Origin of the sequence: Kineothrix alysoides, from assembly GCF_000732725.1 — a bacterium.
GTDB classification, from domain to species: Bacteria; Bacillota; Clostridia; order Lachnospirales; family Lachnospiraceae; genus Kineothrix; species Kineothrix alysoides.
Genome location: NZ_JPNB01000001.1, coordinates 813,873 through 840,100, shown reverse-complemented (window position 1 = coordinate 840,100; position 26,228 = coordinate 813,873). Strand labels below are relative to the sequence as shown.

The following is a 26,228-nucleotide window of genomic DNA, read 5'->3' as shown; positions in this document are numbered from 1 at the left end:
TTAAGATTCCGGTGTAAATTGAATTTCTCTCATTAGCGTCTTTTGAGTGGATACCCCTTCTGTGGTGGTCACCTCTCCCGTATCGGGATTCGTTACCGTCTGCGCGTCGGTCGTGACCGTATACGTAAAGGTAATCGTACCCGTTCCTGATTTGATTCCCGTATAGTTGACCGAAATCGGGAAGGATGTCGTATTCGTATTTAAAAGCTGGATTCCGTCAGCCGTATCCACTGTAACCGTAACGCTCAGACCGTCTCTATATTCAGGATCTTCCGCCGCCGTAGGTGCCTGAATACTTCCGCTGTAGCTGTAAGATGCCGTCTTCGGTCCGAGACTCACTTTTAGATCGATAGCTGTTCCACTGTCCACATATGAGCCTACGGAATAGCTCTGATAACATACGAGTCCCGTCAAGGAGGCATCATCATTATTTACCTCGGACACGCTTCCTACCTTTAAGCCCGCCTCTGTCAGCGTCGCCATAGCATCCATTTCCGATACTCCAACCAGATTAGGCACTCTAATCTTGTTATCCTCCGGGCCTTGGCTGATGCGTATGGTAACTGCAGAGCCGCTGGGCGCTTTCGTTCCGCCCTCAGGAGTCTGGGAAATGACACTTCCTTTCGCCACCTGCGCGTCATAGCTCTCCGTCTTGCTTACAGTAAAGCCTTTTCCTTCCAGATTGGCCACCGCTTCTGCCGTGGATTTCCCCACGATATTCGGCACTTCTATACCGCTCGTTCCGGAATTGACCGTGAGAATAATTTCTGTACTCGAATCCACCATCTGTCCGATGCCGACGTTACATTCCAATACCAGTCCTTCATCGTATTCGGAATTTTCTTTATAGGTAATTTGCGGCGTTAAGCCCAAGCCTAAAAGCTCCGCCTTTACTTCCTCAATCTGGCGCCCTACTACCTTAGGCATCTCTACTTTACCGGATTCCTCCTGCGTCTCCTCTCCCTTGGAATTAAAGGGCAGGATTCCCAGCGTCTTTCCAACTAAGAACAGTACGATAAATCCAATGAGAAGAGCGGCAACGATGGCAAGCATGGTGGTAATGCGTTCCATTTTGGAATCGTATTCCCCCTCTTCCTCATCCTCATCTTCTTCCTCCATATCATCGATATCCTCGTCTTCTTCCTCCTCGTCCTCGTCTTCTTCCTCATAGATTGGACGGACATTCTTTTTCTTTTTAAGACGAAGTTCCTCTTCCATGGAATCTCTTCTGTCGGACTGCTTTTTAATCTGTACCATATCCTTATCGGTAATCATCCTCGTGGATGCTTCCTCATTGGGATTCACGATTTTAACGAAGTCCTCATCCGGATTGATCAGCGACTGTTTTAAGTCTGCTATCAGATTTCCCATGGACTGGTATCTTCGATCCGGACTTTTCTGGCAGCATTTAAATACGATCTGCTCCACGCTGACCGGTATCTCAGAAACATATTCTCTGGGAGAAGGCAGAGGTTCTTGTATATGTTTGATAGCTATTGCTACCGTAGTCTCCCCGTTAAAGGGTACCCTGCCGGTAAGCATTTCGAACATGGTGATACCCAGAGAGTAAATATCGCTCTTCTCATCGCTGTATCCTCCTCTGGCCTGCTCCGGTGAGGTATAGTGAACCGATCCCATGACATTGGATGTAATCGTATTGCTTGTCGCCGCTTTGGCAATGCCGAAATCCGTTACTTTTACCTTGCCTTCTTTGGAAATAATAATATTCTGAGGCTTGATATCCCTATGGATAATATGGTTTTTATGTGCGGCTTCTATTCCCATGGAAACCTGAATGGCAATACTAACAGCCTCCTTCACAGAGAGGCGCGCCTTCTTTTCGATGTACTGCTTTAATGTAATGCCTTCCACAAGTTCCATAACGATGTAATAAATACCGTTTTCCTCGCCTACATCGTATACATTCACGATATTAGGGTGCATGAGTCCGGCTGCTGCCTGTGCCTCCACCCGAAATTTGGAAACAAAATTCGCATTTTCGGAAAATTCCTGCTTTAGTACTTTTATTGCTACATTCCTGTTCAGCTTATGGTCTTTTGCCTTGTATACATCCGACATTCCGCCGGTCCCAATCTTCTCCAGCACTTCATACCGGTCACCGATTATCATTCCAATTTTAATCATTTTCCACCTCGTCTGCAAACGGTTCGATAATAATTACCGCAATATTATCCTTGCCGCCGTTATTATTGGCCGCCATAACCAATTCCTCCGCTTTTTCCTCTACGCTTTTTGGCGAGCCCAAAATCATGCGGATTTCTCCGTCCTCCAGCATATTGGTCAATCCGTCAGAACACATCAACACAATATCGCCGGGTGTGAGCTCTACGTTAAAAAAGTCCACATCTACCGTATCCTTGGCACCAATCGCTCTGGTGATTATATTTTTATCCGGGTGGCTTCTCGCTGATTCTCTGTCGATGCCCCCCATTCGGACCATCTCCTCTACCAAGGAATGATCCCTTGTAATCTGTTCAATTTTTCTGTCACTCACTACATAAAGCCTGCTGTCCCCTACGTTGGCAACCTCCAAATATTTGCCGTTTAAGCACGTAGCGGCTACTACGGTAGTTCCCATTCCGGCAAAAGCTTCCTCTTCCTCAGCCTTTTTTCTGATAAGCTCATTGGCCGCCTCTATGGCTTTGCCTAATATTTTTACCGGGCTTTTCTCAAAAGAACGCTCTATTTCTTCCCGCATGGTTTCTACCGTATATTTAGAAGCGTAGTCCCCTGCATTATGTCCGCCCATTCCGTCCGCAACGATAAATATATTCGGGAGATTTCCTACTGGAGTGTCGGATACAAATACATAATCCTGATTCAATTTTCTCTTTTTTCCAATATCCGTAACGGAAAACGTCTTTAACACTTTAAAACCTCCTGTATCTATTGATGGATGACCTTCCGGCGAAGCTGCCCGCAGGCTCCGTCAATATCTCTGCCCATTTCCCTTCTTATAGTAACATTTATTCCGTTTTTTTCAAGTTTATTTTTAAATGCCACCGCTTTCTCATGGGTGCTGGACACATAATCCCTCTCTTTTATGGGATTTACCGGAATGAGATTGACATGGCAGTTCAAGTGTCTTATGAGCGTTATTAACTCCCTCGCGTCCTCATTCGTATCGTTTATGCCTCCTACAAGGCTGTATTCAAAGGTAATTCTCCTTCCGGTCTTCTCAAAATAGTATGCACAGGCCTCTATCAGTTCATCCAGGCTGTAACGGTTTGCGATGGGCATAAGCCTTCTTCGCTTCTCGTCAGTCGTTGCATGAAGGGAGAGCGCCAGTGTAATCTGCAGCTTTTCCTCCGCCAGCCTGCGCATCCCCGGCACGATGCCGCAAGTAGAAACTGTAATATTTCTCTGGCTGATATTTAAGCCACTCTCGTCTGTAAGCAACCTTATAAAGCGCAGCACGTTGTCGTAATTATCCATGGGTTCTCCTGTTCCCATCACTACTACGTTCGAGACCTTCTCACCCGTCAGCCGTGTTATGGCATAAATCTGGTCTAACATCTCCGAAGACGTAAGGGACCGTTCGAGACCGTCTAAAGTGGAGGCACAGAAGGTACAGCCCATCCGGCAGCCCACCTGGGAGGAAATACAGACGGAGTTTCCGTGCTTGTATTTCATCCATACACTCTCTACCATATTTCCATCCCACAGCTCAAAGAGAAATTTCTTCGTGCCGTCAACCTTGGATTCCTGCACCATCACTTCTTTTAAATCGGTAAAATCATAGTTTTCCTTACACTTTTCCTTCAGTTCCCCGGAAATATTCGTCATATCGTCAAAGCTTCTAACAAGCTTTACGTGCACCCATTCATAAATCTGTCCGGCGCGGAAGGATTTCTCCCCCATGCCTGCCATATCCTCTTTCAGCTCGGAAAGCGTCATCGATTTTATATCTTTCTTCATATCCTGCCTCTTCAAAACCTTTCATACATGCCGTTTGAATCTCGCAATAAAGAATCCGTCCGTCTCATGAAGTCCCGGCAAAAGCTGCTTGGAATCGATAAGCTCAAAAGGGTGATTTTGGGCAAACCATTCCGCCACCCTTTCATTTTCTTCCTTGTGAATCGTACATGTGCTATAAATAAGTACACCACCCGGCTTTACATACTGCCATACGGTACTCAGTATTTTTTTCTGCAACAGAGGAAGTCCCTCCAGTGCTTCTGTCGTTATATTATATTTAATATCTCGTTTTTTTCCTACAATGCCGAGTCCGGAGCAAGGCAAATCCGCCAAGACCACATCCGCCTTTTCGTGCAGTGTCTCATCATAAACCGAAGCGTCATAAGCCTCTGCCGTTATATTAAGAAGACTTTGGCGCTGTATGTTCTCTTCGATAAGCGCCGTCTTATCCTCCGTCAGATCTCTGGCCAGAACTTTTCCGCTGCCTTTTAGCTTCACTGCCGCATGGGTAGCCTTTCCTCCCGGAGCGGCGCACACATCGAGGATAAAATCTCCTTCTTTTATGCCCGCATCCTCCACACATAGCATGGAGCTTACATCCTGCACAGTAAGAAGCCCTTCCTCAAAGCCCGGGATACTCCTTACCCCCTCCAAACGCTCAAGCTCATAGGCATAGGGCAGATAAGGATGCTTTCTTATTCTTATTCCCGCCTCTTCGATTCTCTTTAAAAGAGTCTCCTTCTCCTCACCGCTCATGGTTTCCTTTAAACGAACCGTTACGGGGCGGACGGCGAGCATGGCCTGAAGCATGTTTTCCGTCTGTTCTATGCCATAGTCTTCCATCCACATGGATATAAGAAATTCCGGCATGGAATACCATATCGACAAATATTCCTTCGGGTTCTTCTCCTTATCAGGATAGGATATTTCAGACTTCTGCCTCGCAATATTTCGAAGCACGCCATTGATAAATCCCTTTAACGACTGGAATTTCCGCTTGTTCGCTAACTTTACCGCTTCGTTGCAGACGGCGGAGTCGGGTATCCCATCCATGAACAATATTTGATATACGCTCATGCGAAGAAGGTTTCGAATGAGTGGCTTCATTTTTTTTACGGGAACCTTGGAATAGCTGTCCAGGATATAATCTATCTGTATCCGTCTCTCAAGCGTTCCCTCCGTCACTCTTTTTATAAACGCTTTTTCCTGCGCCGTCAGATAATCGTATTTATCCAGCACATTTCTCATTAAAATATGGCTGTAGGTTTTTTCTTTTTCTAACTCTAACAGCATATCCAGAATCAGTTCTCTTATATTCATAAAAATTGTCCTTCCGGTAATCAGTCATCGCTTCTTCTGTTTCCGAACAGAAGCAGAAGCCGAAGAAGCTGTAACAGCGAGGAGGCCACGCCTGCCACGTAGGTGAGTGCTGCCGCGCTTAAGACCTTTTTACAGCTGGCTGTTTCCTCTCCTCCGGTGATTCCATAATCCTGAAGCATCACAAGCGCTCTGGAAGAGGCATTATATTCCACGGGAAGGGTAACGATCTGAAACAATATCGCTATGGCAAACACCCATATTCCCACCTGAACGAGGCTGGAATACATTCCAAGTATCACGCCCAGAAGAATGAGCGGAATGCTCAGCGTAGAACTGATATTCGCAATCGGGGCAAGCGCATTGCGAAAACGTATCGGCATATATTCCTCCTGATGCTGCACGGCATGTCCGCATTCGTGCGCTGCCACTCCTAACGCCGCAATGGAGGCGGAGCCATAAGTGCGGTCCGACAGTCTGAGAACCTTATTCTTAGGGTCATAATGATCGGTAAGATTCCCTGATACGCGCTCGATTCTCACATCGTGAATCCCTGAATAGCTAAGGATTCTTGCAGCCGCTTCCGCTCCGGTCATTCCGCTCTTGCTCCGTATCTTTTCATACTTGTTATAAGTGCTGTTCAGCCTACTGCTGGCCGCGATACACAGAATCGCTCCAATCAGCACCAAAATATAAGTTGGGTCCATATAATATCCGTAATATCCATACATAAGCATTAACCTCCGTATTCATTATAATGAAGTTCGCTTCATCAGACGAAGAAACTTCATTAGGTGAAGCAACCTCCACCTTTCTTATCTGCCGAGAATCGTCCCAGGCTTCAATGCATATCCGAGCAGAAAGTCCTTTACACTCATCCTTTTTTTCCCTTCGAGCTGCACCTGCGTTACCTTTAATTCCCCGTTTCCGGCCTTCACGTAAAATGCATCCTTTTCTACCTTCGTCACCGTACCTGCCTGCACCGCTTTCTCTTCCTGCTCTTTGGGCTCCGCTTCCCATATTTTCAAAGTCTTGTTGTCATAATAAGTATACGCACTTGGCCACGGATTCAGTCCTCTGATGAGTCTGTCAATAACCGAAGCCTCCTTCGTCCAGTCAATATGTCCTTGGGACTTCTTAAGTACCGTCACATACGTAGCTTCTTCCTCATTCTGCTTCTCCGGAATCAGCTTTCCATTTTCTATAAGAGGAAGAGCTTCTGTAATGAGCTTTGCTCCCGCTTCGCACAGCTTATCGTGCAAGGATTCCCCGGTATCTTTTTCGGAGATGGGAACCGTACATTTCATAAGCATATCTCCGGTATCTATCCCCTTGTCCATCTGCATGATCGTAATGCCGGTCTCGCTTTCTCCGTTTAGAATTGCCCCTTGAATCGGTGCGGCTCCCCGGTATTTGGGCAGAAGGGATGCGTGAATATTAATACTGCCAAGCCTTGGCATATTCAATATTTCCTCCGACAAAATCTGTCCGAATGCGGCTACCACGAAAATATCCGCCTCGTACCGCCTAAGCTCCTCTACCGCTTCGGGAGCTTTTACTTTCACCGGCTGAAAAACGGGAATGCCGTATTTTAGCGCGCATTGCTTCACCGGCGGCATCTGCACTTCCGGAGCATGCTTATCTTTCCCTCTTCCCTTGGGCTTATCCGGCTGTGTCACCACTGCAGCGACCTGATATCCTGCCTCCACGATGGCTTCCAAGGCTCCCACAGCATAATCAGGAGTTCCCATAAAAACTATTCTCATTCCTCATCCTCCCAATCCAGGTCGGAAGCGTCCATCAGCTCTCCCTCTACCTTATCCACATAGAGCTGTCCGTCCAGGTGGTCCAGTTCATGGCAGATAGCACGTGCCAAAAGCTCTGTTCCCTCGATTTCATAAGGCTCCATATTCTCATTTAAGGCCATCGCCTTCACATAATTTGGCCTCGTGACCGTTCCCGTCTTGCCCGGAACGCTGAGACATGCTTCACTGCCCGTCTGCTCACCGCTTATTTCTACGATTCGCGGATTGATAAGCACATAAGGGTCCTCTCCCGTCACATCAATTACGACGATCCTTTTTAATATACCGACCTGAGGTGCTGCAAGCCCCACGCCGTAAGCTTCATACATTGTATCTAACATATCGTCGATCAGCTCCCTTATGCGGGGCGTCATTTCCTTTACCTCTTTGCACTTTTTTGTTAATACGTCATCTCCGATTTCTCTTATGTTTCTGATTGCCATTGTTACTTCATCCTTTCTTATTCTAATAGGAACTCATCGGATCGAAGTCGAACTGAACCGTCTCCGTCTTCAGTTCCTCCCTTTTTTTACGCTCTCCGATATAAGTTTCCAGCATATTCTTTATTTCCACCAATTTATAATATTCCGCATTTTTAATATAGAGCATATAGCGGTAGATATCGTTGACCCTTCCTACGGATGCCGGCGCCGGACCGATAACATTTGTGCCGTCGTCAGCCGCCTTCCTCTTTTCCCTTACCAGCTCCCCTATCACTTTCGCAAGTTCAAGTCCGGTCTCTTCTCCCGATGAAGCGATGAGTACTGCCATCATATGGGATGCAGGCGGATAGTGAAGAATATCTCTGTAAAACATCTCCTCCTCATAAAAGGATTGGTAGTCCTGACTTGCCGCATGTACGATGCTATAGTGCTCCGGATCATACGTCTGGATGACTACTTCTCCCGGCTTGCCACTTCTTCCGGCCCGCCCTGCCGCCTGCGTCAGCAATTGGAAGGTACGCTCACCCGCCCGGTAATCGTTCACATGCAGAGATAAATCTGCCGCCAGAATTCCCACTAAGGTCACGTCCGGAAAATCGTGTCCTTTTACGATCATCTGCGTGCCTACCAGAATATCTGCTTCCCCGTTCGCGAAGCCGCTCAGAATTTCTTCATAGCTGTCCTTCGTACGGGTGGTATCCGCATCCATCCGAAGCACCCGCGCTGCCGGAAATTCCCTATGAAGTACTTCCTCTATCTGCTGGGTTCCCGCCCGAAATCCCAGGATATATTTGGAACCGCAGGAGGGGCAGAGCTTCACTGACGGCTCCTCATGTCCGCAGTAGTGGCAAACAAGCTTCCCATTTCTATGCTCCGACAAAGAAACGTCACAATGAGGACATTTCATTACATGTCCGCAGGCACGACAGGAGATAAATCCCGCATAGCCCCTCCGGTTCAGGAAGAGAATGGTCTGCTCTCCCGCCTCTAAACGCCCTCCTATGAGACCGTGAAGCCTTCTGCTGAAAATGGAGCGGTTTCCTCCCTTTAATTCTTCCCTTAAATCCACAGTATAAACAGTAGGCAGTTCTCCTCCTGCCTGCCTTTTCTTAAGCTCGTACAGCTTATATTCTCCTTTTTTTGCTCTATTATAGGATTCCAAAGAGGGAGTTGCGGAACCCAGTACCACGAAAGCCCCGTGCATGGATGCGATTTTTATTGCGGTCTCCCTCGCATGATATTTCGGCATGACTTCGCTTTTATATGTACTCTCATGTTCTTCATCTATGATAATCAGTCCCAGATCAGGAAAGGGGGTAAAGAGCGCGGACCTGGGTCCGATGATTACATCAATTTCCTTCTTCTTTGCCCTTTCGCACTGATCATATTTTTCACCCTTGGATAAGGTAGAATTCATCACCGATACTCTGCTGCCAAAACATTTATAAAAACGCAGTACCGTCTGATAGGTCAGCGCTATTTCAGGAATCAGGACAATAGCTTGTTTTCCTCTTCTTACAATCTCTTCGATCAGCTTAAGATAGACCTCCGTCTTGCCGCTCCCCGTAATCCCATGAATGAGACAGGTGGTTCTTATTCCTGCGTCATAGGAGGACATGATGTCCCCGCATACGAAGCGCTGCTCCTCGCTCAACTCCTTTTTTGTTCCATAACTCTCATTTCGGACATCTTCCTTATTCGCCATGAACTCTACGGGATTGCGGTAGCTGCTCTCTATTGTTATCCGAAGAGCACCCTGCTTTTCCAAACTCTCTAAGGTTTTCATGGAAACATGAAGCTTTCCGGTAAGAATTGGCACCGGAATCTCGCTTTCCTTTATCAGTTCATCTAATACTCTCGCCTTCGCCACTTGCTTCTTTGCTCTGCACTCCTCCAGAAAGGCTTTTGCATTCTCCTTTGTAAGAAGTAGTTCACAAACTTTCTTTTCTACCTTCTTTATCTTCTGCTTTGCAGGGAGCACAGTCTTTAAGGCTGCAATCATTGTGGAGCCGTACTGCTCCTTCATCCATGCCGCCAGACGGATATAATTATCCTGCGCCGTTACATCTTTTTCCTCCGCATAGGCTATGCTCTTTAGCTTCTCCGGCGCAAATTCTGCCCTATCCGTTATTTCAATAACATATCCTTTTCTCAAATGGTTTCCCGCACCAAAGGGCACCGCTACGCAGGTCCCTACCTCAAGTCCGCTTCTTAGTTCGGGCGGAATTACATACTGGAAAGGGCGGTCTACTTTCTCATGGGATATGTCGATTATGATGTTTGCATATTTTCCTTCCATCCGCGCTCCTTCAGGATATCCCGAATAAGGTCCCTCTCGTCCATCGGATATTTTATCCCTTCTATCTCCTGATAATCCTCGTGTCCCTTGCCCGCGAGAACTATAATATCTCCCGGCTCTCCATGGTCGATCGCATATGCAATCGCCTCTTTCCTATCGCAGACTTCCACGTATTTCCCATCGGTTCTTTCGATTCCTATCTTAATATCATTTATGATGTCCTGAGGCTTTTCAAATCTGGGATTATCCGAAGTGATAATCGTCAAATCCGCCAGCCTTCCGCTCACTTCTCCCATTTCATACCGGCGCATCTTCGAACGATTACCGCCGCAGCCGAACAGGCATACCAGCCTGTTGGGTTCATATTCCTTCAAGGTGCTCAACAGACTCTCCAGACTCATCGCATTATGTGCATAGTCTATAATCAGCGTAAATTCGTCAGATACCTTGACCATCTCTATTCTGCCCTTTACCCTCGCTTCCATGAAGGCTTTTCTTATCGCCTCTGCCTCTACGCCGAAATGCCTGCAAACAGCAATCGCCGTAAGTGCGTTGTATGCGCTGAACCTTCCGGGGTTGATTACTTCCACCGTAAAGTCCATAAGCCCCTTCACATCGAAGAGTATCCCCAGCTCTCCCGGTCTCTTAATGAGCGATAAGTTCTGCGCGCTCAAATCTGCTTCTTCATCGAAACCGTAAGTTTCTATCATGCAGGTATGATTCTTCGTCACTTCCCTCCAGTGAGAATCATCCCTATTCACAATGCCCACGCGGCATTGCCTGAAAAGGAGAGCCTTACATTCCAAATATTCTTCAAAATCCGCATGTTCATCCTGGCCGATATGGTCCGGCTCTAAATTGGTAAATATCCCTAGGTCAAAAATAAAGCCCTGCGTTCTATGAAGCTTAAATCCTTGAGAAGAGGCCTCCATAACGACAACATCACAGCCATCATCCGCCATTTGCCTGAAATATTCCTGTATCAGGTAGGATTCCGGCGTAGTATTGAGTGAATGCAGTCTCTTCGTGCCGATAATCACCTCGATGGTCCCGATAAGCCCTACCTTGTACCCCGCATTCTCCAAGATGGCTTTCACCAGATATGAGGTAGTGGTCTTGCCCTTCGTTCCGGTAATTCCGATGACTTTCATCTGCTGCGCGGGATTGCCGAACCAAGCTGCCGATAAAAATGCCAAAGCATAACGGGTATCCGCCACTTTAATTATGGTAGTTCCCAACTCCTTCGGAACTTCCACGTCCTTTTCCACAACAAGAACCCTGGCCCCCTTCTCGGCAGCCTCTTTTGCAAAGTCATGGCCGTCTGCCTTGGCTCCTGAAATGCAGACGAACAAGCACCCTTGTGTCACTTTACGGGAGTCGTAAACTAACGCATCAACGCTTCCCTCCATCTTCCCCATCCGACATTCGTATTCCAGCTTTTCCAGCAATTTTCTCAGTTCCATCTTCATTTTCCCTCTTTTCTTTTAAAAGAATAGCATGGATATTCACTTTTTTCAACTTCTGCCCTTAAGTCTTCCTCTTAATTAAAACACTTTCAGAAAGGTTTATATTTAATTTATCTTTTTTAAATAATTTGAACACACTTTCTTCACATATAAGCCTTATAGTATTAATCAAGATAGTTGAAAAACTCACTATCTCCCCCCCTCATAAGAAAATGCGAAAAGGTCCGGTAACCCCGGACTTTTTTGCGTTCACCGGTTCTTTATCATTCCTTCAATCTTTCTTCTCAATCTGCACCTTAGCGAGCAGTTCTTTCGAAAGTCCCAACGCAATCTCTCCGCTTTGGAACGTAGCCGCGCTGGATGCTGCCGTTGCTGCCGCCCTCTTTAAAGAAGAAAAGTCATCCTCACCTTCCAATATGGACATTGCATAGGAAGCCACCACGCTATCGCCGCATCCTACTGTGTTCAGCGCCTTCACCGAAGGTGCCTTAGCCCATAGTACACCCTCCTTAGAGACAGATAACAGCCCTTTCCCTCCCATAGAGACCACTACCTTCGCGATCCCTTCTTCGCACAGTTCTCTTGCCGCATCTGCAATATCCTCTATATCTGTTAGTTTATGCCCTACCAGATATTCCAGTTCCTTCTGATTAGGCTTTATCATGTAAGGGCAAGACTCTATGCCGAAGCGAAGTGCTTCTCCGCTTGTATCCAGTATACAGATCTTTTTATTTTCATTTCCAATTTTAATCAGCCTTTTATATATATCAGTGCGTATTCCTCTGGCTACGCTACCTGAGAGCACGACCAGCTCGCATTCCTTTATTGCCTCTTCATAGACCTTTACGAATAGTTCCAATTCTTCATCGGATACCTCCGGCCCCGGCTCCAAAAGCTCTGTCACATAACCATCCCCGGCAAGAACGTTTATGTTGCTCCTCGTCTCTCCTGCCACCTTGGTAAAGCGGCAGTCTGCTCCTATGCTTTTCATATAATCTTCGATAAACAGTCCCGTATAACCACCCAACAGCCCGCACGTCATAGCAGGATATTCGCACTGCCTCAATATCTTCGCCACGTTAACGCCTTTTCCCCCTGCAATATTCTGTGCCGTCGCGATACGGTTCACCTGCCCGAGAATCAGAGAGTCTGTCGTATATGTCTTGTCCACTGCCGGATTCAATGTTACCGTTAAAATCATAGTCTTCCTCTTTCTTAATTTTCCTTATTTGTAGTTTTGCAGAACAATCTGGATGCTTTCCCTGCCTGCATAGCTGTTGATGGATGGGTAATAGGTAATGCTTATGGGAATATCCCCTCTTCCGCCCTCAAGCATCCTCACTACGTTCTCTTTCCCTGCCTGCGCAGATAGAAACTCATGAAACTTATCCAAGTCTCCGAAGTATACCATCTCATAGGAACCGCCTTCTTCATCGCGTATGTTGTATTTGCCTACATTCTGATTCTTTCCCATTATCCTTGCATTTATAATATGTACATTCTTCTGCGCAAAAACCGGCTTACTGTTTCCTACTCCGAAAGGTTCCAAAAGCCCCAGTTCTCCGATGCGTTCCTTAGTGAGATAAGAAAACGGCATCGCCGCATCGATATGCACCTTCTCCTCGAAATCCTCCTCGGTCAAACGGCAGGCTTCGTTTATTTTTCTTCGGAATCTTTCCACATTTTCTTCCTCCATGGAAAGCCCCGCGGCCATTTTATGTCCGCCGTATTTCGTAAAGTATTCCTTGCAGGCCACCATCTCCTCATACATATGATACCCCTCGATGGAACGCCCAGAGCCCTTCACGCCATCCTCGCCTTTGGTGAGCACGAAGACGGGCCTTCCGTACTGCTCCCTCAGACGTCCCGCTATGATTCCTGCAAGGCTTTCATGACATTCCGGAAGATAGACGACAAGGACCTTATCCTTCTTCCAGTCGGTCTTCTCAATACATTCTACTGCTTCTTCCGTTCCTTTTAAGGTCATTTCCTTCCGGCTATCGTTTAAATCCTTCAGTTCGGCAGCGATTTTTACCGCTTCCGAACGGCTCCTGCTGCTAAGCAGAGAGAGTGCCCTCTTGGCGGTATCCAGCCGTCCCGTGGCATTGATGCAAGGCCCCAGGACGAAACCTATATGATAGGCTGATAACGGTTTACCCTCCAGCCCGCATACCTCCATTAATGCCTTTAACCCTTGGTTCCTTGTATGCTGCATATTTTGAAGTCCGCATTTTACAATAATACGGTTCTCATCTCTAAGCTCCATCACATCGCAGACGGTCGCAAAAGCGGCGATTTCCAAAAGCTCCTCCATGATTTCCATCTCATCTTTCGGATGGAGAAAAGAAAATAAGGCCTGTACCACCTTGTATGCTACAACGCCTCCGCACACATTCTTATACGGGTAATTACACTCCTCCTGCTTAGGATTCACTACCGCATCCGCTTCCGGAAGGATGTAAACCCGCCTTCCATCCTCCTCTTCATAAGGAATCTCATGGTGGTCGGTAATGATCACTCTCATCCCCAGCTCCCTGGCATAGCTCACCTGTGAAGCTGCTGCAATACCGTTATCGCACGTAATAATTGTATCAATACCATCGTTATGTGCTTCTTCAATCAAGGAATCGTTCAGACCGTAGCCGTCCTTTATCCTATGAGGGATTACCGTATCCACGTTTCCGCCGCAGGCGGATATCCCCCGAAGAAGAATATAGGAGGAGCATATCCCGTCCGCATCATAATCTCCGATCACGCGGATTCTCACCCCCTCCTTTATTTTGTCACAAAGCAATGCTACTGCCTTATCTATATCCTTAAAAAGATCCGGCGCATACATGTCCTGTCTGCCGCCCTTTAGATACTTTCTTATCTCTTCTTCCTCGGTAATATCTCTGTTTCGTATGATCCTCGCCAATACCGGGTCGATATTATATTTTTCCGCTATTTTATTAAAATCGGCCTTTTTCGCCGATATGAACCACTGTGCCATAAAACTGCTCCTTCGCAGCCGGCAGCGTTTCCAATACTTAAAAAGGCGGTACAACCCAACAGTCATACCGCCATAAGTATCCGTTTTGCCGGATTATTTTGCTTTTGCTTTTTTCACTATTTTGGTACGGAATATATACCACATCGCTCCCGAGAGGCAGATGGAGGAATAAGCTCCGCATACGGTACCTACCATAAGCGGGAGTGCGAACTCCTTGATACTCGTTACGCCAAAGGCGTACAGAGCCAGTATCATCAAAAATACGGTTAATGTCGTAAAAATACTTCTGGATAACGTCTGCGTAATACTCCTGTTAACTAACTCCTTCAAATCCACATTCCTTCCCGCCAAGGCCAGGTTTTCCCTGATGCGGTCGAAGATAACGATGGTCGAGTTGATGGAGAAGCCAATAATAGTGAGCACGCAGGCTATGAAGGTTCCTCCTACGGATATTCTTGCTGCCGCGTAGAACACGACCACCACCAGCGCATCGTTTAACAGCGCTAGTACGGAACTTGCACCGAAACGGATATCCTTGAACCTGAACCAAATATAAACGAGGATACATATCATCGATATCACCAGTGCAACCACAGCGTCTGACTGCATCTCATTACTGATTGCCGAGCTGATCGTCTCAGATGTAATCGTACTTTCATCCACCGAGAAGTTTTCTACTATAGAATCCTTGATGGCCTGCCGTTCCTCTGAAGCCAGAGTTCTCGTCTTAAAGATAACCTGATTGGTATCCGCGACCTTCTGAGTCTGTACGTCACCATCACCGGTAATATCCTCGATCAGAGGAACGACCTTGCTGTCGATATCCGCAATAGACAAGTCTTCGTTGAAAGTAACGTTCGTGGACGTTCCGCCCACAAACTCAAGGCTATAGTTAAATGCGCTTCCCTTCGTCGTATGGTTAACACCCATTACAACAAAGCCGCCTACGATAATCGCTATGGAAATAGCGAAGAAAACCACTTTCTTGGATATGAAATCTATGGTCTTTATCTCTTTTCCCACGCCGTACAGCTTCACGTTCTTAAGCCCTACCGCATAGCATGCGTTCATGATCAGCTTCGTAACAAAAAGAGCGGTAAACATGGACAAAACGATACCTAACGCCAAGGTCTGTGCAAAGCCCTTTACGGTACCCGAGCCCTTTAGTCCCAGAACAATGGCCGCAATAAGAGTGGTAATATTACTATCGATAATCGCAGGCATCGCCCTTTCAAAACCGATTTTAATAGAAGTCGGAATCGTCTTGCCGGTAGCCAGCTCTTCTCTGATTCTGGCGAAAATAATAACGTTGGCATCCACCGCCATACCGATAGATAGAATAATACCTGCAATACCCGGCAGAGTCAAAGTAATTTCAAAAGCATTCAAAAGTACTACGATAAGTGCCGTATAAACCGCAAGCGCAAGACTGGCTGCCGCACCCATCACATAATATACGACTACCATAAACACGACTACCATAACAAAGCCGACAGCGCCTGCCTTTAAACTCGTGCTGATAGCCTCCGAACCTAACTGTGCGCCTACTACATTGGAGCGAAGTTCCTCTAACTGCAGCTTCAACCCACCGATGCGGATGGTCGAAGCCAGACTCTCAGCCTCTTCATAAGAAGACATGCCTGTAATGACCGCTTGTCCGTCCGTAATCTCAGCTTGTACGGCCGGGCTGCTGATAACCGCATCATCATAGATGATATAGATAATATCGTGGGTGGGATAAGCCGCCTTCGTTGCCGCAGCGAATTTTTCCTTTCCTTCACTCGTCATAGTGAGCTGTACGACGAATTGGCTGTTTCCCATGCTGTCCTGCTGGCTTCCTGCCTCCGCATTCGCGATATCGGTACCGGACAGAACTTCTTCGTTGGCAGAATTCATAAATACGAGGGAACCAGGCTTGCCAAGCTCCTCTAAGATGGCATGTTCATCGGAAACGCCCGGAATCTCAATGTTGATTCTATCCGCACCTTCCTTATACACCTGTGCCTCCGTGCTGTAGGTCTCCACGCGCTTCTGTAACTTGTAGACGGTATCCGCCATATCCTCATCCGTAGGTGTTTCATCTCCTACTACCTGATAAGTTATGCTCACACCTCCCGCAAGGTCCAGACCGAGCTTAATGCCTGAGGCTGCTCCGGCCTTTTCGGTTCCTATGCCTTCCACAGCCGTAAAGGTAAGTCCGGCAAGCACCAAAACCATTACAAGTAAAATAATGACCGCTTTTCTCTTTTTCATCTTCTTATTATCTCCTTTTTACTCAGCCAATGCTGCTTTTATCATAATAGCACATTCTATGCGCTTTCTTTGCAGTTCGCAGCCCAAATCGTAGACGTCATTTATGTCGCCTTTAAAATTGTAAGAATTCGCCGCACAGCCTCCGCTGCAATAGAACTTGGCAAAACACTCCTTACACTTATCCTTTGAGTAAACGTTGCAGGTCTTAAATTCCTCTTTAATATCGGTGCGGACAACACCTTCATCCACATTTCCCATCAAAAATTCTTCCTGCCCCACGAATTGATGACAGGGATACAAATCTCCCCATGGGGTCACCGCCAGATATTCCGTACCGGAACCGCAGCCGGACAAACGCTTCGCCACACACGGTCCGCCTTCCAGATCCACCATAAAGTGAAAGAAATTAACCGGCTTTCCCGCCCTTCTTCTCTCCAGCAGATCCAGTGCGAGCTTGTCATATTCGGCAAACAGCCTGTCCAGATCCTCTTCCCGAAGTGCATAATCCTCGTCCGGCTTCGCCACCACCGGCTCCACCGATATCTGCTCAAAGCCCAGGTCCGCAAGATGGGCCACATCTTCAGAAAAGTCCTGATTGTTTCTTGTAAAAGTACCTCTCACGTAGTAGTTCATCTGTTCCCTGCTCTGAGCGAGCTTCTTAAACTTAGGAACGATCTCCTCATAGCTGCCTTGTCCGCCTCTGTGGGGGCGCATCTTATCGTTCGTACTCTTTCTTCCGTCGATACTGAGCACTACATTGCTCATTTCCTTATTGACGAGTTCCATGACCTCGTCATTTAATAAGACGCCGTTGGTCGTAAGGGTAAAACGGAATTTCTTATGATTTGCTTCCTCCAGACTTCGTCCGTAAGTTACCAGATCCTTCACCACCTGCCAGTTCATGAGAGGCTCTCCTCCAAAGAAATCCACCTCCAGATTGATGCGGTTCCCTGAATTAGCCACCAGAAAATCAAGGGCCTTCTTCCCCGTCTCAAAGCTCATAAGCGCCCGTCTTCCATGATACTCTCCTTCTTCCGCAAAGCAATACTTGCAGGCGAGATTACAATCATGAGCTATGTGCAGGCAAAGCGCCTTCACTACCGTCTCCCGGTTCTTAAAATCTCCGATATATTTTTCGTAGATATCCGGCGCATACAAAATCCCTTCCGCCGTCAAAGCCAGAATCTCCTCCAGAGCCTCTTTCATCTCCTCTTCTTCATAAGGAAGAATCTCCTCATTTAAAGCTGCCCTTGTAAGAGCATTCACATCCTCCGGCACTCCTTCTTCCAGCAATTTCTCCACTATCTTCATTAAATCATAAACAATGTCGTCTACCACATGCACTGCTCCACTGTTCACATCCAGCACGATGTTGTATCCATTGTTCTTATACTGATGTATCACTTCGTTATTTCCTTTCTTAGTTCCAACTGCTTCTATCCGCTTTTCATACAAAACGTATAATAAGCAGCGATTTACATCGCTGCTTACAAAAACCGTAATCCCTTAGCTTATTTCACCTTCTCGCAACTCTGATTACCAACGGTGCAAGATGTCTTACAAGCTGACTGGCAAGATGTCTGACACTCTCCGCATCCGCCTTTTTTCATGGATTCTTTATAGTCTCTCGTGCTTAATGTCCTAATATGTTTCATAACAAAGCCTCCTTACGTTTCATAAACTTCTTGTAGTATAGCATAAATTATTCATAAGGAAAAGCATTTTTTTTCTAGCTGATCATCCCGCCTAACATCCCGCTGCCCCCGCATAAAAGAAATACCGTTAAGGCGTTGGAACCCACATCCTGCAGGCTATGATTCACGATTAATGAGACCAGCGCAAGCACAGCAAAATACAGCACTCCCATCAAAAGTCCCCACAAAAATTTCCTGCTCCCCATCCGTTTCCCGGCTATGAATCCTGCCAAAAAGGTTACCGCTATGTAAACTAAAATGATGCAAATATTGACCACCTTCTCCTGAAGGCTGAACCGGTATAGTATCAAAGCGAGCAAAAGTAAAAGTCCGGCCGTTAAAACATAAGAAAATAGAAGGCATTTCAGCAAAAATATATTATGTAAACTAACCCCTCCATCCTCCTTCGCATATGTGCTTTTTCCTCTTCGCAACCCTATATTTCTCATACAAATCCCCTTTCCTCTTTTTTCTTCGCTTCCTCTCTCTTTTCCTATGGAATAATGGTTACTATTCAGCCATCAATATCGCAAGGTGTTTTTTGTGAGCGAAGGTCACAGAAAACACAGAGGAGGCAGGCGCGAAATATTGCACAGCAGTATTTCTGTGCAGTATTTATTGCTATGAAACCGAAGGCTGAATAGTAATGAATAAGGCTATTATAAGTTATTCCGACTTGACACACGTTATGCTATATTGTAATATTTCAAATAAGTACGTGGAAATAAATTCCACATAAGTTACCACATAAGGAGTGATTATATTTTGGATACCTCTGGTGTCATACAACTTACCATTATTATTATTTCAGTCGGGTTATCAGCCTTTTTCTCTTCTGCGGGAACCGCACTTTCCTCAGTAAATAAAGTGCGCATAAAAGCTCTGTCCGACGAAGGCAGCCCTAATGCCTCCATCGTTTTAAAAATTTTGAACAATCACGTAAAAATGTCAAACACCATTCTTACCGGAAAATATATTGTCAACCTGACTGCGTCTTCTTTTGTCGCGATTCTCACTTTTACATCCTACGGAAGCTACATGACGGCTATTGCCACCGGCCTTCTGATTCTTGCGCTTCTGCTCGTCGGAGAAATTATCCCTCAAAGCACAGCTATCATCCATCCCGAGAAAATTTCATTGCTTTGCTCGAGACCGGTCCTGTTTTTTATGTACCTGTTTACTCCTATCGCATATATCTTAGGCAAAACAACCCTTGGCATTTCCAGGCTTTTTCATACGGACATCCGCCAAAAAGGGGAATTTATGACGGAGGACGAGTTCAAGACCTATGTGGATGCAAGCCACGAAGAGGGCGTGATCGAATCGGAAGAGCGGGAAATTATTTATAACGTCTTCGATTTTATCGAAACGATGGCGAAAGATGTAATGATTCCTCGCATCGACATGGTCAGTGTAGACTTAAACATGAAATACGACGAGGTGCTGAATATATTCAAGGAATCCATGTATACCAGACTTCCCGTCTACGAAGAATACAAGGACAATATCATAGGCCTCATTAATATCAAGGACTTCATCCTCCTGACAGATAAGGAACATTTTCATGTAAAGGATATTCTCAGAGAAGCCTACTACACCTACGAATATAAGAAAACTTCTGATTTAATGATAGAAATGCGGGAAATTGCTGCCAACGTGGCATTTATCATGAACGAATACGGCGCCACCGCAGGCATGATAACAATGGAAGATTTATTAGAAGAAATCGTCGGCGAGATCAGAGATGAATACGACGGCGACGAGGAGGAACTGATTCAGACAATCGATGACAACACCTATCTCGTAGAAGGCGGAATGAAGTTAGACGACATTAACGCCGCCCTGGAAACCAATCTGGAGTCTGAGGATTACGATTCCATCGGCGGCCTGATCATCGAATCCCTAGACAGGCTCCCTTCAGACGAAGAGACCATCGTTATCTCCTCCGGCATTACCTTACAGGTAAAAGGAATCGGACAGAACCGTATTAAAAAAGTACTGATGACACTGCCGGTAAAAACATCCCTCCCGGAACTGGAATCGACAGAAAAAGAGCCCTCTGCCGAATATCGGGTAAGCGATATCGAAGAGGACTTAAGAGAAAACCGTGATTCTGATTCCTAATCCTGCAATAAATCCAATATTTCCAAAGGGTCGTCGACAAACAACTTGCCGCCGGCCTTTTGCTGTTCTTCCTTCGTCCGAAATCCCCACGTAACCGAAATGCAATCCATGAAAGCGTTTTTCGCCGTAGCGATATCCACCTCAGAATCCCCTACGTACACAGCGGTTTCCCTGGTGCTCCCAAGCATTTTCAACGCTTCTATTACCGTGTCAGGAGCCGGCTTCCTATTAATATTTTCCTTCTCCCCAATCGCCACATGAATATACTCTGCGAAATACTGCTCTTTCAGCTCCTGTACCGCATCATAATACTTATTGGAGACAATTGCCATCTTATAACCCCCGCGTTTTAATTCCCCAAGCAGTTCCTCCACATGGTCATAAAGCCCCGTCTTATCGTTGCAGTGCAAGGAATAATGCTCTTTAAAAGTCTCGAACACCCTCTCGAACTTCGGATTCTCCCTTCCTTCCGGTACTGAAAGCTCCATTAACCTCATCACGCCATTTCCAACAAAACGTCTGATTTCTTCCATACTGCGAAGAGGCATCCCCGCTTCATTTAAAGCGAAATTCACACTTTCCTTCAAGTCCTCCAATGTATTCAATAGCGTACCGTCTAAATCGAAAACAACGGTATCCCACTTTTTCTTTTCTAACATTTTTTATTCCTCCTTCGCTTCTCTATTTTCAATTGCCGTAAGAAAATCTACCGCAATCCCCCCGATTATAAAATACTAATACAAATTTGTAAAGAACCTCCTTTTTATCGATTAGGAATCCCTTGAAAATCATTTTTACCGATTGAAAAACTCTCCCTACATATGGTAGAATAGAAAATGAGATACTACTATAAAACCTAAGGATAAAATACATATGAAAATAGTTAAGAAAATTATTTACGCACTGCTTGCCCTTGTTTTAACAGGTGCCGTCGTACTCGTCGGCATCATATTGTTTGCGGAATACAGCGGCAGACGTTTTACCCCCGGTTCCACCCATGTAGCAGAAGGCATTGAAGATGATAAATCCCGTCTGGTATACGATGAAAACGGCAATGTCGTAGAGCTGCCAAGTGAAAGTTCTGATTCCTTAGCCACAACCGGGCAAGAGACCGCAGCTCCTGCGCAGGATATTCCTTCCGGGGATGCTTCTGCTCCTTCTGAAGACGCTTCCGTTACCGTACAAGAAGTTGCTGCCGGAGCAGAGACAACTTCTGAAGAAGACAACATAGAGCGTGTTTACGTCATGGATATGGGTGCAAACCTTTTCCATACGGCAGACTGTCCTTATGTTCAGGAGATAAAGCCAGAGGATCTTTCCGAAATGACTACCTCCCGTGCGAAGATCTTAAACGCAGGCTATCAGCCCTGCACTTCCTGCAATCCATAGCAGCTTTGCCGCATCTGCCTTTTTGACCCTCGTATAAGTTGCAACTTGCTGTACCGATATTCACCTGTTCGCATATAGTAAAATTAAGTAAATTTATGGTGATTATATGGCATATACAGTTGTTTTAGACGCTGGACATGGCGGCGCCAATCCCGGCGCAGTTTATAATGGAAGGCAGGAGAAAGACGATACACTCCGCCTCACTCTGGCGATTGGCCAGTTGCTTGAAAACGCAGGCATAAATGTAGTCTATACAAGAACCACCGATATATACGAAAGTCCAGCCCAAAAGGCCGCCGAAGCAAATCAGGCAGGGGCTGATTTTTTCGTATCCATCCATCGCAATTCCAGTGTATACCCTAATCAGTACACCGGAATCGAGACCTTGGTATACAGTCTTTACGGACCTGCGGCGGAAATGGCAGCAAACATTAATGAAAATCTTGAGGCTCTCGGCTTCGTTAACCACGGAGTCAATGAACGCACGAATCTGATTGTTTTAAATCAGACACAGATGCCCTCTTTATTGGTAGAAGTCGGGTTCATCAATAACGAGCAGGACAACGCCCTTTTCGACAGCCGCTTTCAGGAAATTGCTCAGGCTATTGCCGACGGTATTATAGATACATTAAACACACAAGGATAAAGCACATAATAATTATTTTCTTAAAAAGGGTATTTCATATATTTGTGCCAAAGCACAATTATATAAAATACCCTCTGTTTTTATGTAACAGGATAAACAATCCCCTGTTCTTCTCTATACCCTTGCCTTAAAACTTCCTTCCGGGCTTTTATCTTTGGCAAGCGTGCTGTATTCTCCTGATTTGTTGTAAGAGTCCATTAGGTAATTATGATTTTCACCCTTAGGACTTACGTTAAGCTGGGTTGCACTTTTCACATTTTGGGGTTTTTTCCACAAACCCGTCGCGTTCAAGACAGTTTCTTCGAATTTCTGAAGAAATCTTCGCAAATTTCCCTGCTCTTTTTTCAGACCGCCGCTGACGGCACCCTCTATCTCGCTTACCTTTCTCGCATTTTCCTCTTCAAAATCCGTTTCTTCATTTTTGGGACCGTCATTTTTAATGACAGACGTAGCAAGAATTGATTCTTCCTGTCTGCTGCTTCCTTCCTTTTCTCCATGGTTCGACAATATCGCTTCTTCACCGGAAAGAAAAGTGCTTTTTTGTGCTGCAGCCGCAGAAACATCCTTCCTATCAGCTTCTCCTTCTTCCCCCGAATCGTTCCAGAATCGCACTGCCTTGGAAACTACGCTCTTCCATCCGTTCGTGATTATATTCCGAAAGGAAAAGGCTTCCTGTGTCTGCGACTTTACGCTCTGCTCATGATTCGTTTCCTTACCGTTTATATTTGCTGCGCCACCGTTTTTCTCTAACGAACTTTCTTCCTCGTGGATGCAATCCGTCACCATATGTTCATGAGTTTGTGTCTGATAAGAATGATTCAAGCCACTGCTTCTTTCAATCATAAATATTCACCCTCTTTTTCTTTCGAGAAACCGATGTCTACGAAGGCATTGTTCTTCCGGATCACGCCAAGCCCTTCCACGACATCCTCATCGCTTCCGACTGCTATTCCTATTCTTTTCTTATCCTTCGTTACGAGCATGATGCTGTGCGTCTCTTCTCCGACCCGTTCACGGCGAAGCCTTCCCGGGGCATCTTCCATCTTATGGTAGGCCCATACGATGTCCTGGTAATACACATACAACCATTCTCTGACTCCCTGATAAAAAATAAAGTACTTTCCATACCTGACATTGCCGGCTAATTGAGCGGTGTTGTAATCCATCCGCACCATGCTCTCATTGTATTCTCTCCCCGAGGCCACCTCTAACTTAGTTATTCCCTTCATCTTATGCCATGCCCTTTCGGCCTTATCTCCCTTATCACAACTCGGCCAACATTATTTCTTTTATAGTTATATCGGCTATTTCCGAATAACTGCACACTGCAATACTATACTTTTCCATTTTATCACATATATGGAAATATGCGATATCTTTTTCTTGTCCCTTGCAAACAACTCTGCCGCTTGCATATTCTCTCTCTGCATTCCGCTCTTCTGCAAAGTGTATGACAGAAGTATCCATACCCTGCTGCATTCCCTTTCCCGTCAATTTCATATGCGCTTCCTTTATTGACCACATCCGAAAAAACACTTCCACGGAGTTCATTCCTCCTGCTGCTCCCGCCTGTTCAAGCGTCTTCTTATCCTCCCCGGAAAAGAAGCGGGCCGCGATGCCGGATTTCACTTTCCGGTGTTCTTGAATATCTGCACCTACCTCCTCCTCTGATATGGCGCATATCACATAATCTCCCGAATGAGAAAGGCTGAAATATATATCGGGATAATTATTAAAATACGGCTTCCCATTTTCTCCGAAGGAATATGCGAAAGAAAGCGGTATTGCATCCGCCTGCAAACCGCTTTCCTGCACTTGTATGTCTGCGACTCCCGCCTGAAGCAAATACCCGGCAAGGAGACTTCTTTTTCTATCCGTTTCATTTCTGCACTGCCGCACCTTCTCCTGCCTTACCGCATCTATTTTTTGAAAATAAGTGAAGTAAACGGCTTCATCGGACAATGCCGCAATGTCTGCAATATATAATCTGTTCAATTTCTTCTCCGATTTACTACTCTGTAGCTTCTTCCTTTAAATTCAAAGCAATTCCGAGCTCCTCAAGCTGTACCCCGTCCACCACGTCCGGTGCATTTGTCAGAAGGCAGGAGGCATCTTTAACCTTCGGGAATGCCATAACATCCCGGATGCTGTCCGCGTTCACCAAAAGCATAACGAGACGATCCAAACCATAAGCCAGCCCTGCATGGGGAGGCACTCCATATTTGAAGGCATTTAACAGGAAACCAAAACGGTTATAGGCATCCTCTTTCTCAAAGCCCAGCACTTCGAACATCTTCTCCTGCACATCACTTTGGAAAATTCTAACCGAACCGCCGCCCAGCTCTACACCGTTTAATACGATGTCATATGCCTTAGCGCGTATCCTTCCCGGGTCGCTGTCCATATATTGAAGGTCCTCATCCATAGGCATGGTGAACGGATGATGCATCGCCACAAAGCGGTTATTCTCCTCATTCCACTCGAGAAGAGGAAACTCGGTTACCCACAAGAAGTTGAACCGGTTATCGTCAATCAATCCCATCTGCTTGCCTAGCTCCAAACGCAAGGCACCCAGAACGCTCCATACGATATTTGTCTTGTCCGCTGCAAATAAGAGCAGGTCGCCCTTTTCTCCATCCATAGCTTTTACCAGATCTGCAAGCTGCGCTTCTGTCATAAATTTAGCAAAGGAGGATTTGTAGCTTCCATCCTCTTCTATACAAAGATAAGCCAGCCCCTTCGCACCGTAGCCTTTGGCAAAGTCTACCAAAGCATCGATTTTCTTACGGGGCATAGATCCCTGACCCTTGGCATTAATACCCCTTACGGAGCCGCCGTTTTCCAAAGCTGAAGTGAACACGCTAAACCCGCTGCCCGAAACGACTGCGGATACATCCGTAAGCTCCATTCCGAAACGGGTATCCGGTTTATCTGAACCGTAACGATTCATAGCGTCTATCCATTTGATGCGCGGAAGCGGAAGGCTTACCTCCAACCCGATGGCATCCTTGCACACTTCTTTGATCAGTCTTTCATTAACATCGATTACGTCCTCCACATCCACAAAGGACAGCTCCATGTCCACCTGTGTGAACTCCGGCTGTCTGTCGGCACGAAGATCCTCATCGCGGAAACATTTCGCTATCTGGAAATAGCGGTCGTAACCGGAGCACATCAAAAGCTGCTTGAAAAGCTGGGGCGACTGAGGCAGTCCGTAAAAAGTTCCCGGATGCACGCGGCTGGGCACCAGGTAATCCCTTGCCCCCTCCGGCGTAGACTTTCCAAGTATCGGCGTCTCGATTTCCAAAAAACCTTCCTCCGTCAAAAATCTGCGGATAGATGCGGTAATATTGCTTCTTAAAATTAGATTTCCCTGTAGATCAGGCCTTCTTAAATCCAAATAACGGTATTTCAAGCGAAGATCTTCCTTCGTCTTGGAATCCGCCTCGATGGGGAAAGGCGGTGTCTCCGCTTCTGATAAAATGCGGGTTTCCTTCGCGCGTATCTCTATATCGCCTGTGGCCAGATTCTCGTTTACCGCGCCCGCCCTTTTCTCTACCTTACCGACGATAGCTATTACGAATTCGCTTCTCATCTTCTCCGCCTTCGCAAAGCTATCTGCGCCGCAGTCACTCTCCTCGAAAATAATCTGGAGCAGACCGGAACGATCTCTTAAATCTACAAAAATAATGCCACCTTTGTTCCTCTGCTTTTGTACCCAGCCCATGACTGTTACCGTTTCTCCTACGTTCGCTCCTGACAACTCGCCGCAGCGGTGTGTCCTCTTTAAGCCTTTCATCGATTCTGCCATTTTATCATTTCCTCACAATCTGTCTTTGACAAAGCACTCTTCTCATAATT

Annotated in this window: 22 protein-coding genes and 1 pseudogene; 3 read left to right on the top strand and 20 right to left on the bottom strand. The window is 46.2% G+C overall.

Annotation, left to right across the window (positions count from 1 at the left end; translation table 11 throughout):
- The 15 genes from pknB to CC90_RS0103965 form a co-directional block, all read right to left on the bottom strand.
- Entirely contained in the window at positions 1–2,145 is a 2,145-nt protein-coding gene (gene pknB / locus CC90_RS0104030) for a Stk1 family PASTA domain-containing Ser/Thr kinase (protein WP_031389538.1), read from the bottom strand.
- Positions 2,138–2,890 carry a Stp1/IreP family PP2C-type Ser/Thr phosphatase gene (locus CC90_RS0104025; RefSeq protein WP_031389537.1) on the bottom strand — a complete coding sequence of 251 codons (753 nt, stop codon included), beginning with the start codon at positions 2,888–2,890 and terminating at the stop codon, positions 2,138–2,140. The genes pknB and CC90_RS0104025 overlap by 8 nt, the downstream gene beginning before the upstream one ends.
- A 17-nt stretch (positions 2,891–2,907) precedes the next feature.
- The gene (gene rlmN / locus CC90_RS0104020) at positions 2,908–3,939 is read right to left on the bottom strand and encodes a 23S rRNA (adenine(2503)-C(2))-methyltransferase RlmN (protein ID WP_031389536.1); all 1,032 of its coding nucleotides are present in this window, start codon (positions 3,937–3,939) and stop codon (positions 2,908–2,910) included.
- Between the two features lie 21 nt (positions 3,940–3,960).
- Positions 3,961–5,259, bottom strand: coding sequence for a 16S rRNA (cytosine(967)-C(5))-methyltransferase RsmB (rsmB, locus tag CC90_RS0104015; protein WP_031389535.1), 1,299 nt, complete (start codon positions 5,257–5,259; stop codon positions 3,961–3,963).
- Between the two features lie 20 nt (positions 5,260–5,279).
- The gene (locus CC90_RS0104010) at positions 5,280–5,987 is read right to left on the bottom strand and encodes a zinc metallopeptidase (protein WP_031389534.1); all 708 of its coding nucleotides are present in this window, start codon (positions 5,985–5,987) and stop codon (positions 5,280–5,282) included.
- 84 nt (positions 5,988–6,071) lie between these two features.
- The gene (gene fmt, locus CC90_RS0104005; RefSeq protein ID WP_031389533.1) at positions 6,072–7,022 is read right to left on the bottom strand and encodes a methionyl-tRNA formyltransferase; all 951 of its coding nucleotides are present in this window, start codon (positions 7,020–7,022) and stop codon (positions 6,072–6,074) included.
- Positions 7,019–7,504 carry a peptide deformylase gene (def, locus tag CC90_RS0104000; RefSeq protein ID WP_031389532.1) on the bottom strand — a complete coding sequence of 162 codons (486 nt, stop codon included), beginning with the start codon at positions 7,502–7,504 and terminating at the stop codon, positions 7,019–7,021. Before def ends, fmt begins: the two co-directional genes overlap by 4 nt.
- Before the next feature lie 22 nt (positions 7,505–7,526).
- Positions 7,527–9,803, bottom strand: a complete 2,277-nt coding sequence (gene priA / locus CC90_RS0103995; RefSeq protein WP_031389531.1) for a replication restart helicase PriA — start codon at positions 9,801–9,803, stop codon at positions 7,527–7,529.
- A complete protein-coding gene (locus CC90_RS0103990) occupies positions 9,776–11,266 on the bottom strand; it encodes a UDP-N-acetylmuramoyl-L-alanyl-D-glutamate--2,6-diaminopimelate ligase (protein ID WP_031389530.1) in 1,491 nt (496 codons plus the stop codon). The genes priA and CC90_RS0103990 overlap by 28 nt, the downstream gene beginning before the upstream one ends.
- A 274-nt stretch (positions 11,267–11,540) precedes the next feature.
- Entirely contained in the window at positions 11,541–12,470 is a 930-nt protein-coding gene (gene pfkB, locus CC90_RS0103985) for a 1-phosphofructokinase (protein WP_031389529.1), read from the bottom strand.
- Positions 12,471–12,494: 24 nt separating this feature from the next.
- Positions 12,495–14,261, bottom strand: a complete 1,767-nt coding sequence (recJ, locus tag CC90_RS0103980; protein ID WP_031389528.1) for a single-stranded-DNA-specific exonuclease RecJ — start codon at positions 14,259–14,261, stop codon at positions 12,495–12,497.
- A gap of 93 nt (positions 14,262–14,354) precedes the next feature.
- A complete protein-coding gene (locus CC90_RS0103975) occupies positions 14,355–16,514 on the bottom strand; it encodes a protein translocase subunit SecDF (RefSeq protein ID WP_031389527.1) in 2,160 nt (719 codons plus the stop codon).
- Between the two features lie 18 nt (positions 16,515–16,532).
- Entirely contained in the window at positions 16,533–17,918 is a 1,386-nt protein-coding gene (gene scfB / locus CC90_RS0103970) for a thioether cross-link-forming SCIFF peptide maturase (RefSeq protein WP_081905862.1), read from the bottom strand.
- A gap of 107 nt (positions 17,919–18,025) precedes the next feature.
- The gene (gene scfA / locus CC90_RS23575; RefSeq protein ID WP_081905861.1) at positions 18,026–18,169 is read right to left on the bottom strand and encodes a six-cysteine ranthipeptide SCIFF; all 144 of its coding nucleotides are present in this window, start codon (positions 18,167–18,169) and stop codon (positions 18,026–18,028) included.
- Positions 18,170–18,243: 74 nt separating this feature from the next.
- On the bottom strand, positions 18,244–18,657 hold the full coding sequence (locus CC90_RS0103965) for a TIGR04086 family membrane protein (RefSeq protein ID WP_051869279.1): 414 nt from the start codon (positions 18,655–18,657) through the stop codon (positions 18,244–18,246).
- A gap of 316 nt (positions 18,658–18,973) precedes the next feature.
- On the opposite strand from CC90_RS0103965, the gene CC90_RS0103960 reads away from it, so the two are divergent.
- Positions 18,974–20,332 carry a hemolysin family protein gene (locus CC90_RS0103960; RefSeq protein WP_035315139.1) on the top strand — a complete coding sequence of 453 codons (1,359 nt, stop codon included), beginning with the start codon at positions 18,974–18,976 and terminating at the stop codon, positions 20,330–20,332.
- Here CC90_RS0103960 and CC90_RS0103955 read toward each other — a convergent pair.
- Positions 20,329–20,991 (bottom strand): HAD family hydrolase, encoded by a 663-nt coding sequence (locus tag CC90_RS0103955; RefSeq protein WP_031389523.1) that lies wholly within the window; start codon positions 20,989–20,991, stop codon positions 20,329–20,331. The two genes, CC90_RS0103960 and CC90_RS0103955, sit on opposite strands and share 4 nt — an antisense overlap.
- Before the next feature lie 214 nt (positions 20,992–21,205).
- Between CC90_RS0103955 and CC90_RS0103950 the strand changes: the two genes are divergently transcribed.
- Positions 21,206–21,721, top strand: coding sequence for a hypothetical protein (locus tag CC90_RS0103950; RefSeq protein WP_031389522.1), 516 nt, complete (start codon positions 21,206–21,208; stop codon positions 21,719–21,721).
- Between the two features lie 106 nt (positions 21,722–21,827).
- Positions 21,828–22,358, top strand: a pseudogene (locus CC90_RS0103945) (N-acetylmuramoyl-L-alanine amidase family protein); the annotation flags it as partial.
- 123 nt (positions 22,359–22,481) lie between these two features.
- On the opposite strand, the gene CC90_RS0103940 reads toward CC90_RS0103945, so the two are convergent.
- From CC90_RS0103940 to aspS, 4 genes are read right to left on the bottom strand one after another with little or no spacing between them, the layout of a single operon-like run.
- Entirely contained in the window at positions 22,482–23,210 is a 729-nt protein-coding gene (locus CC90_RS0103940) for a hypothetical protein (RefSeq protein ID WP_031389520.1), read from the bottom strand.
- Entirely contained in the window at positions 23,207–23,596 is a 390-nt protein-coding gene (locus tag CC90_RS0103935) for a DUF6709 family protein (RefSeq protein ID WP_031389519.1), read from the bottom strand. The genes CC90_RS0103940 and CC90_RS0103935 overlap by 4 nt, the downstream gene beginning before the upstream one ends.
- A gap of 34 nt (positions 23,597–23,630) precedes the next feature.
- A complete protein-coding gene (locus tag CC90_RS0103930; protein WP_031389518.1) occupies positions 23,631–24,362 on the bottom strand; it encodes a 4'-phosphopantetheinyl transferase family protein in 732 nt (243 codons plus the stop codon).
- A gap of 16 nt (positions 24,363–24,378) precedes the next feature.
- Positions 24,379–26,178, bottom strand: a complete 1,800-nt coding sequence (gene aspS / locus CC90_RS0103925) for an aspartate--tRNA ligase (protein ID WP_031389517.1) — start codon at positions 26,176–26,178, stop codon at positions 24,379–24,381.
- Positions 26,179–26,228: the final 50 nt, after the last annotated feature.

Coding starts and splice junctions, on each gene's coding strand:
- pknB (WP_031389538.1), bottom strand. CDS start 2,145: ATGATTAAAATTGGAATGATAATCGGTGACCGGTATGAAGTGCTGGAG.
- rlmN (WP_031389536.1), bottom strand. CDS start 3,939: ATGAAGAAAGATATAAAATCGATGACGCTTTCCGAGCTGAAAGAGGAT.
- rsmB (WP_031389535.1), bottom strand. CDS start 5,259: ATGAATATAAGAGAACTGATTCTGGATATGCTGTTAGAGTTAGAAAAA.
- CC90_RS0104010 (WP_031389534.1), bottom strand. CDS start 5,987: ATGTATGGATATTACGGATATTATATGGACCCAACTTATATTTTGGTG.
- fmt (WP_031389533.1), bottom strand. CDS start 7,022: ATGAGAATAGTTTTTATGGGAACTCCTGATTATGCTGTGGGAGCCTTG.
- def (WP_031389532.1), bottom strand. CDS start 7,504: ATGGCAATCAGAAACATAAGAGAAATCGGAGATGACGTATTAACAAAA.
- priA (WP_031389531.1), bottom strand. CDS start 9,803: ATGGAAGGAAAATATGCAAACATCATAATCGACATATCCCATGAGAAA.
- CC90_RS0103990 (WP_031389530.1), bottom strand. CDS start 11,266: ATGGAACTGAGAAAATTGCTGGAAAAGCTGGAATACGAATGTCGGATG.
- pfkB (WP_031389529.1), bottom strand. CDS start 12,470: ATGATTTTAACGGTAACATTGAATCCGGCAGTGGACAAGACATATACG.
- recJ (WP_031389528.1), bottom strand. CDS start 14,261: ATGGCACAGTGGTTCATATCGGCGAAAAAGGCCGATTTTAATAAAATA.
- CC90_RS0103975 (WP_031389527.1), bottom strand. CDS start 16,514: ATGAAAAAGAGAAAAGCGGTCATTATTTTACTTGTAATGGTTTTGGTG.
- scfA (WP_081905861.1), bottom strand. CDS start 18,169: ATGAAACATATTAGGACATTAAGCACGAGAGACTATAAAGAATCCATG.
- CC90_RS0103965 (WP_051869279.1), bottom strand. CDS start 18,657: ATGAGAAATATAGGGTTGCGAAGAGGAAAAAGCACATATGCGAAGGAG.
- CC90_RS0103955 (WP_031389523.1), bottom strand. CDS start 20,991: ATGTTAGAAAAGAAAAAGTGGGATACCGTTGTTTTCGATTTAGACGGT.
- CC90_RS0103950 (WP_031389522.1), top strand. CDS start 21,206: ATGAAAATAGTTAAGAAAATTATTTACGCACTGCTTGCCCTTGTTTTA.
- CC90_RS0103940 (WP_031389520.1), bottom strand. CDS start 23,210: ATGATTGAAAGAAGCAGTGGCTTGAATCATTCTTATCAGACACAAACT.
- CC90_RS0103935 (WP_031389519.1), bottom strand. CDS start 23,596: ATGAAGGGAATAACTAAGTTAGAGGTGGCCTCGGGGAGAGAATACAAT.
- aspS (WP_031389517.1), bottom strand. CDS start 26,178: ATGGCAGAATCGATGAAAGGCTTAAAGAGGACACACCGCTGCGGCGAG.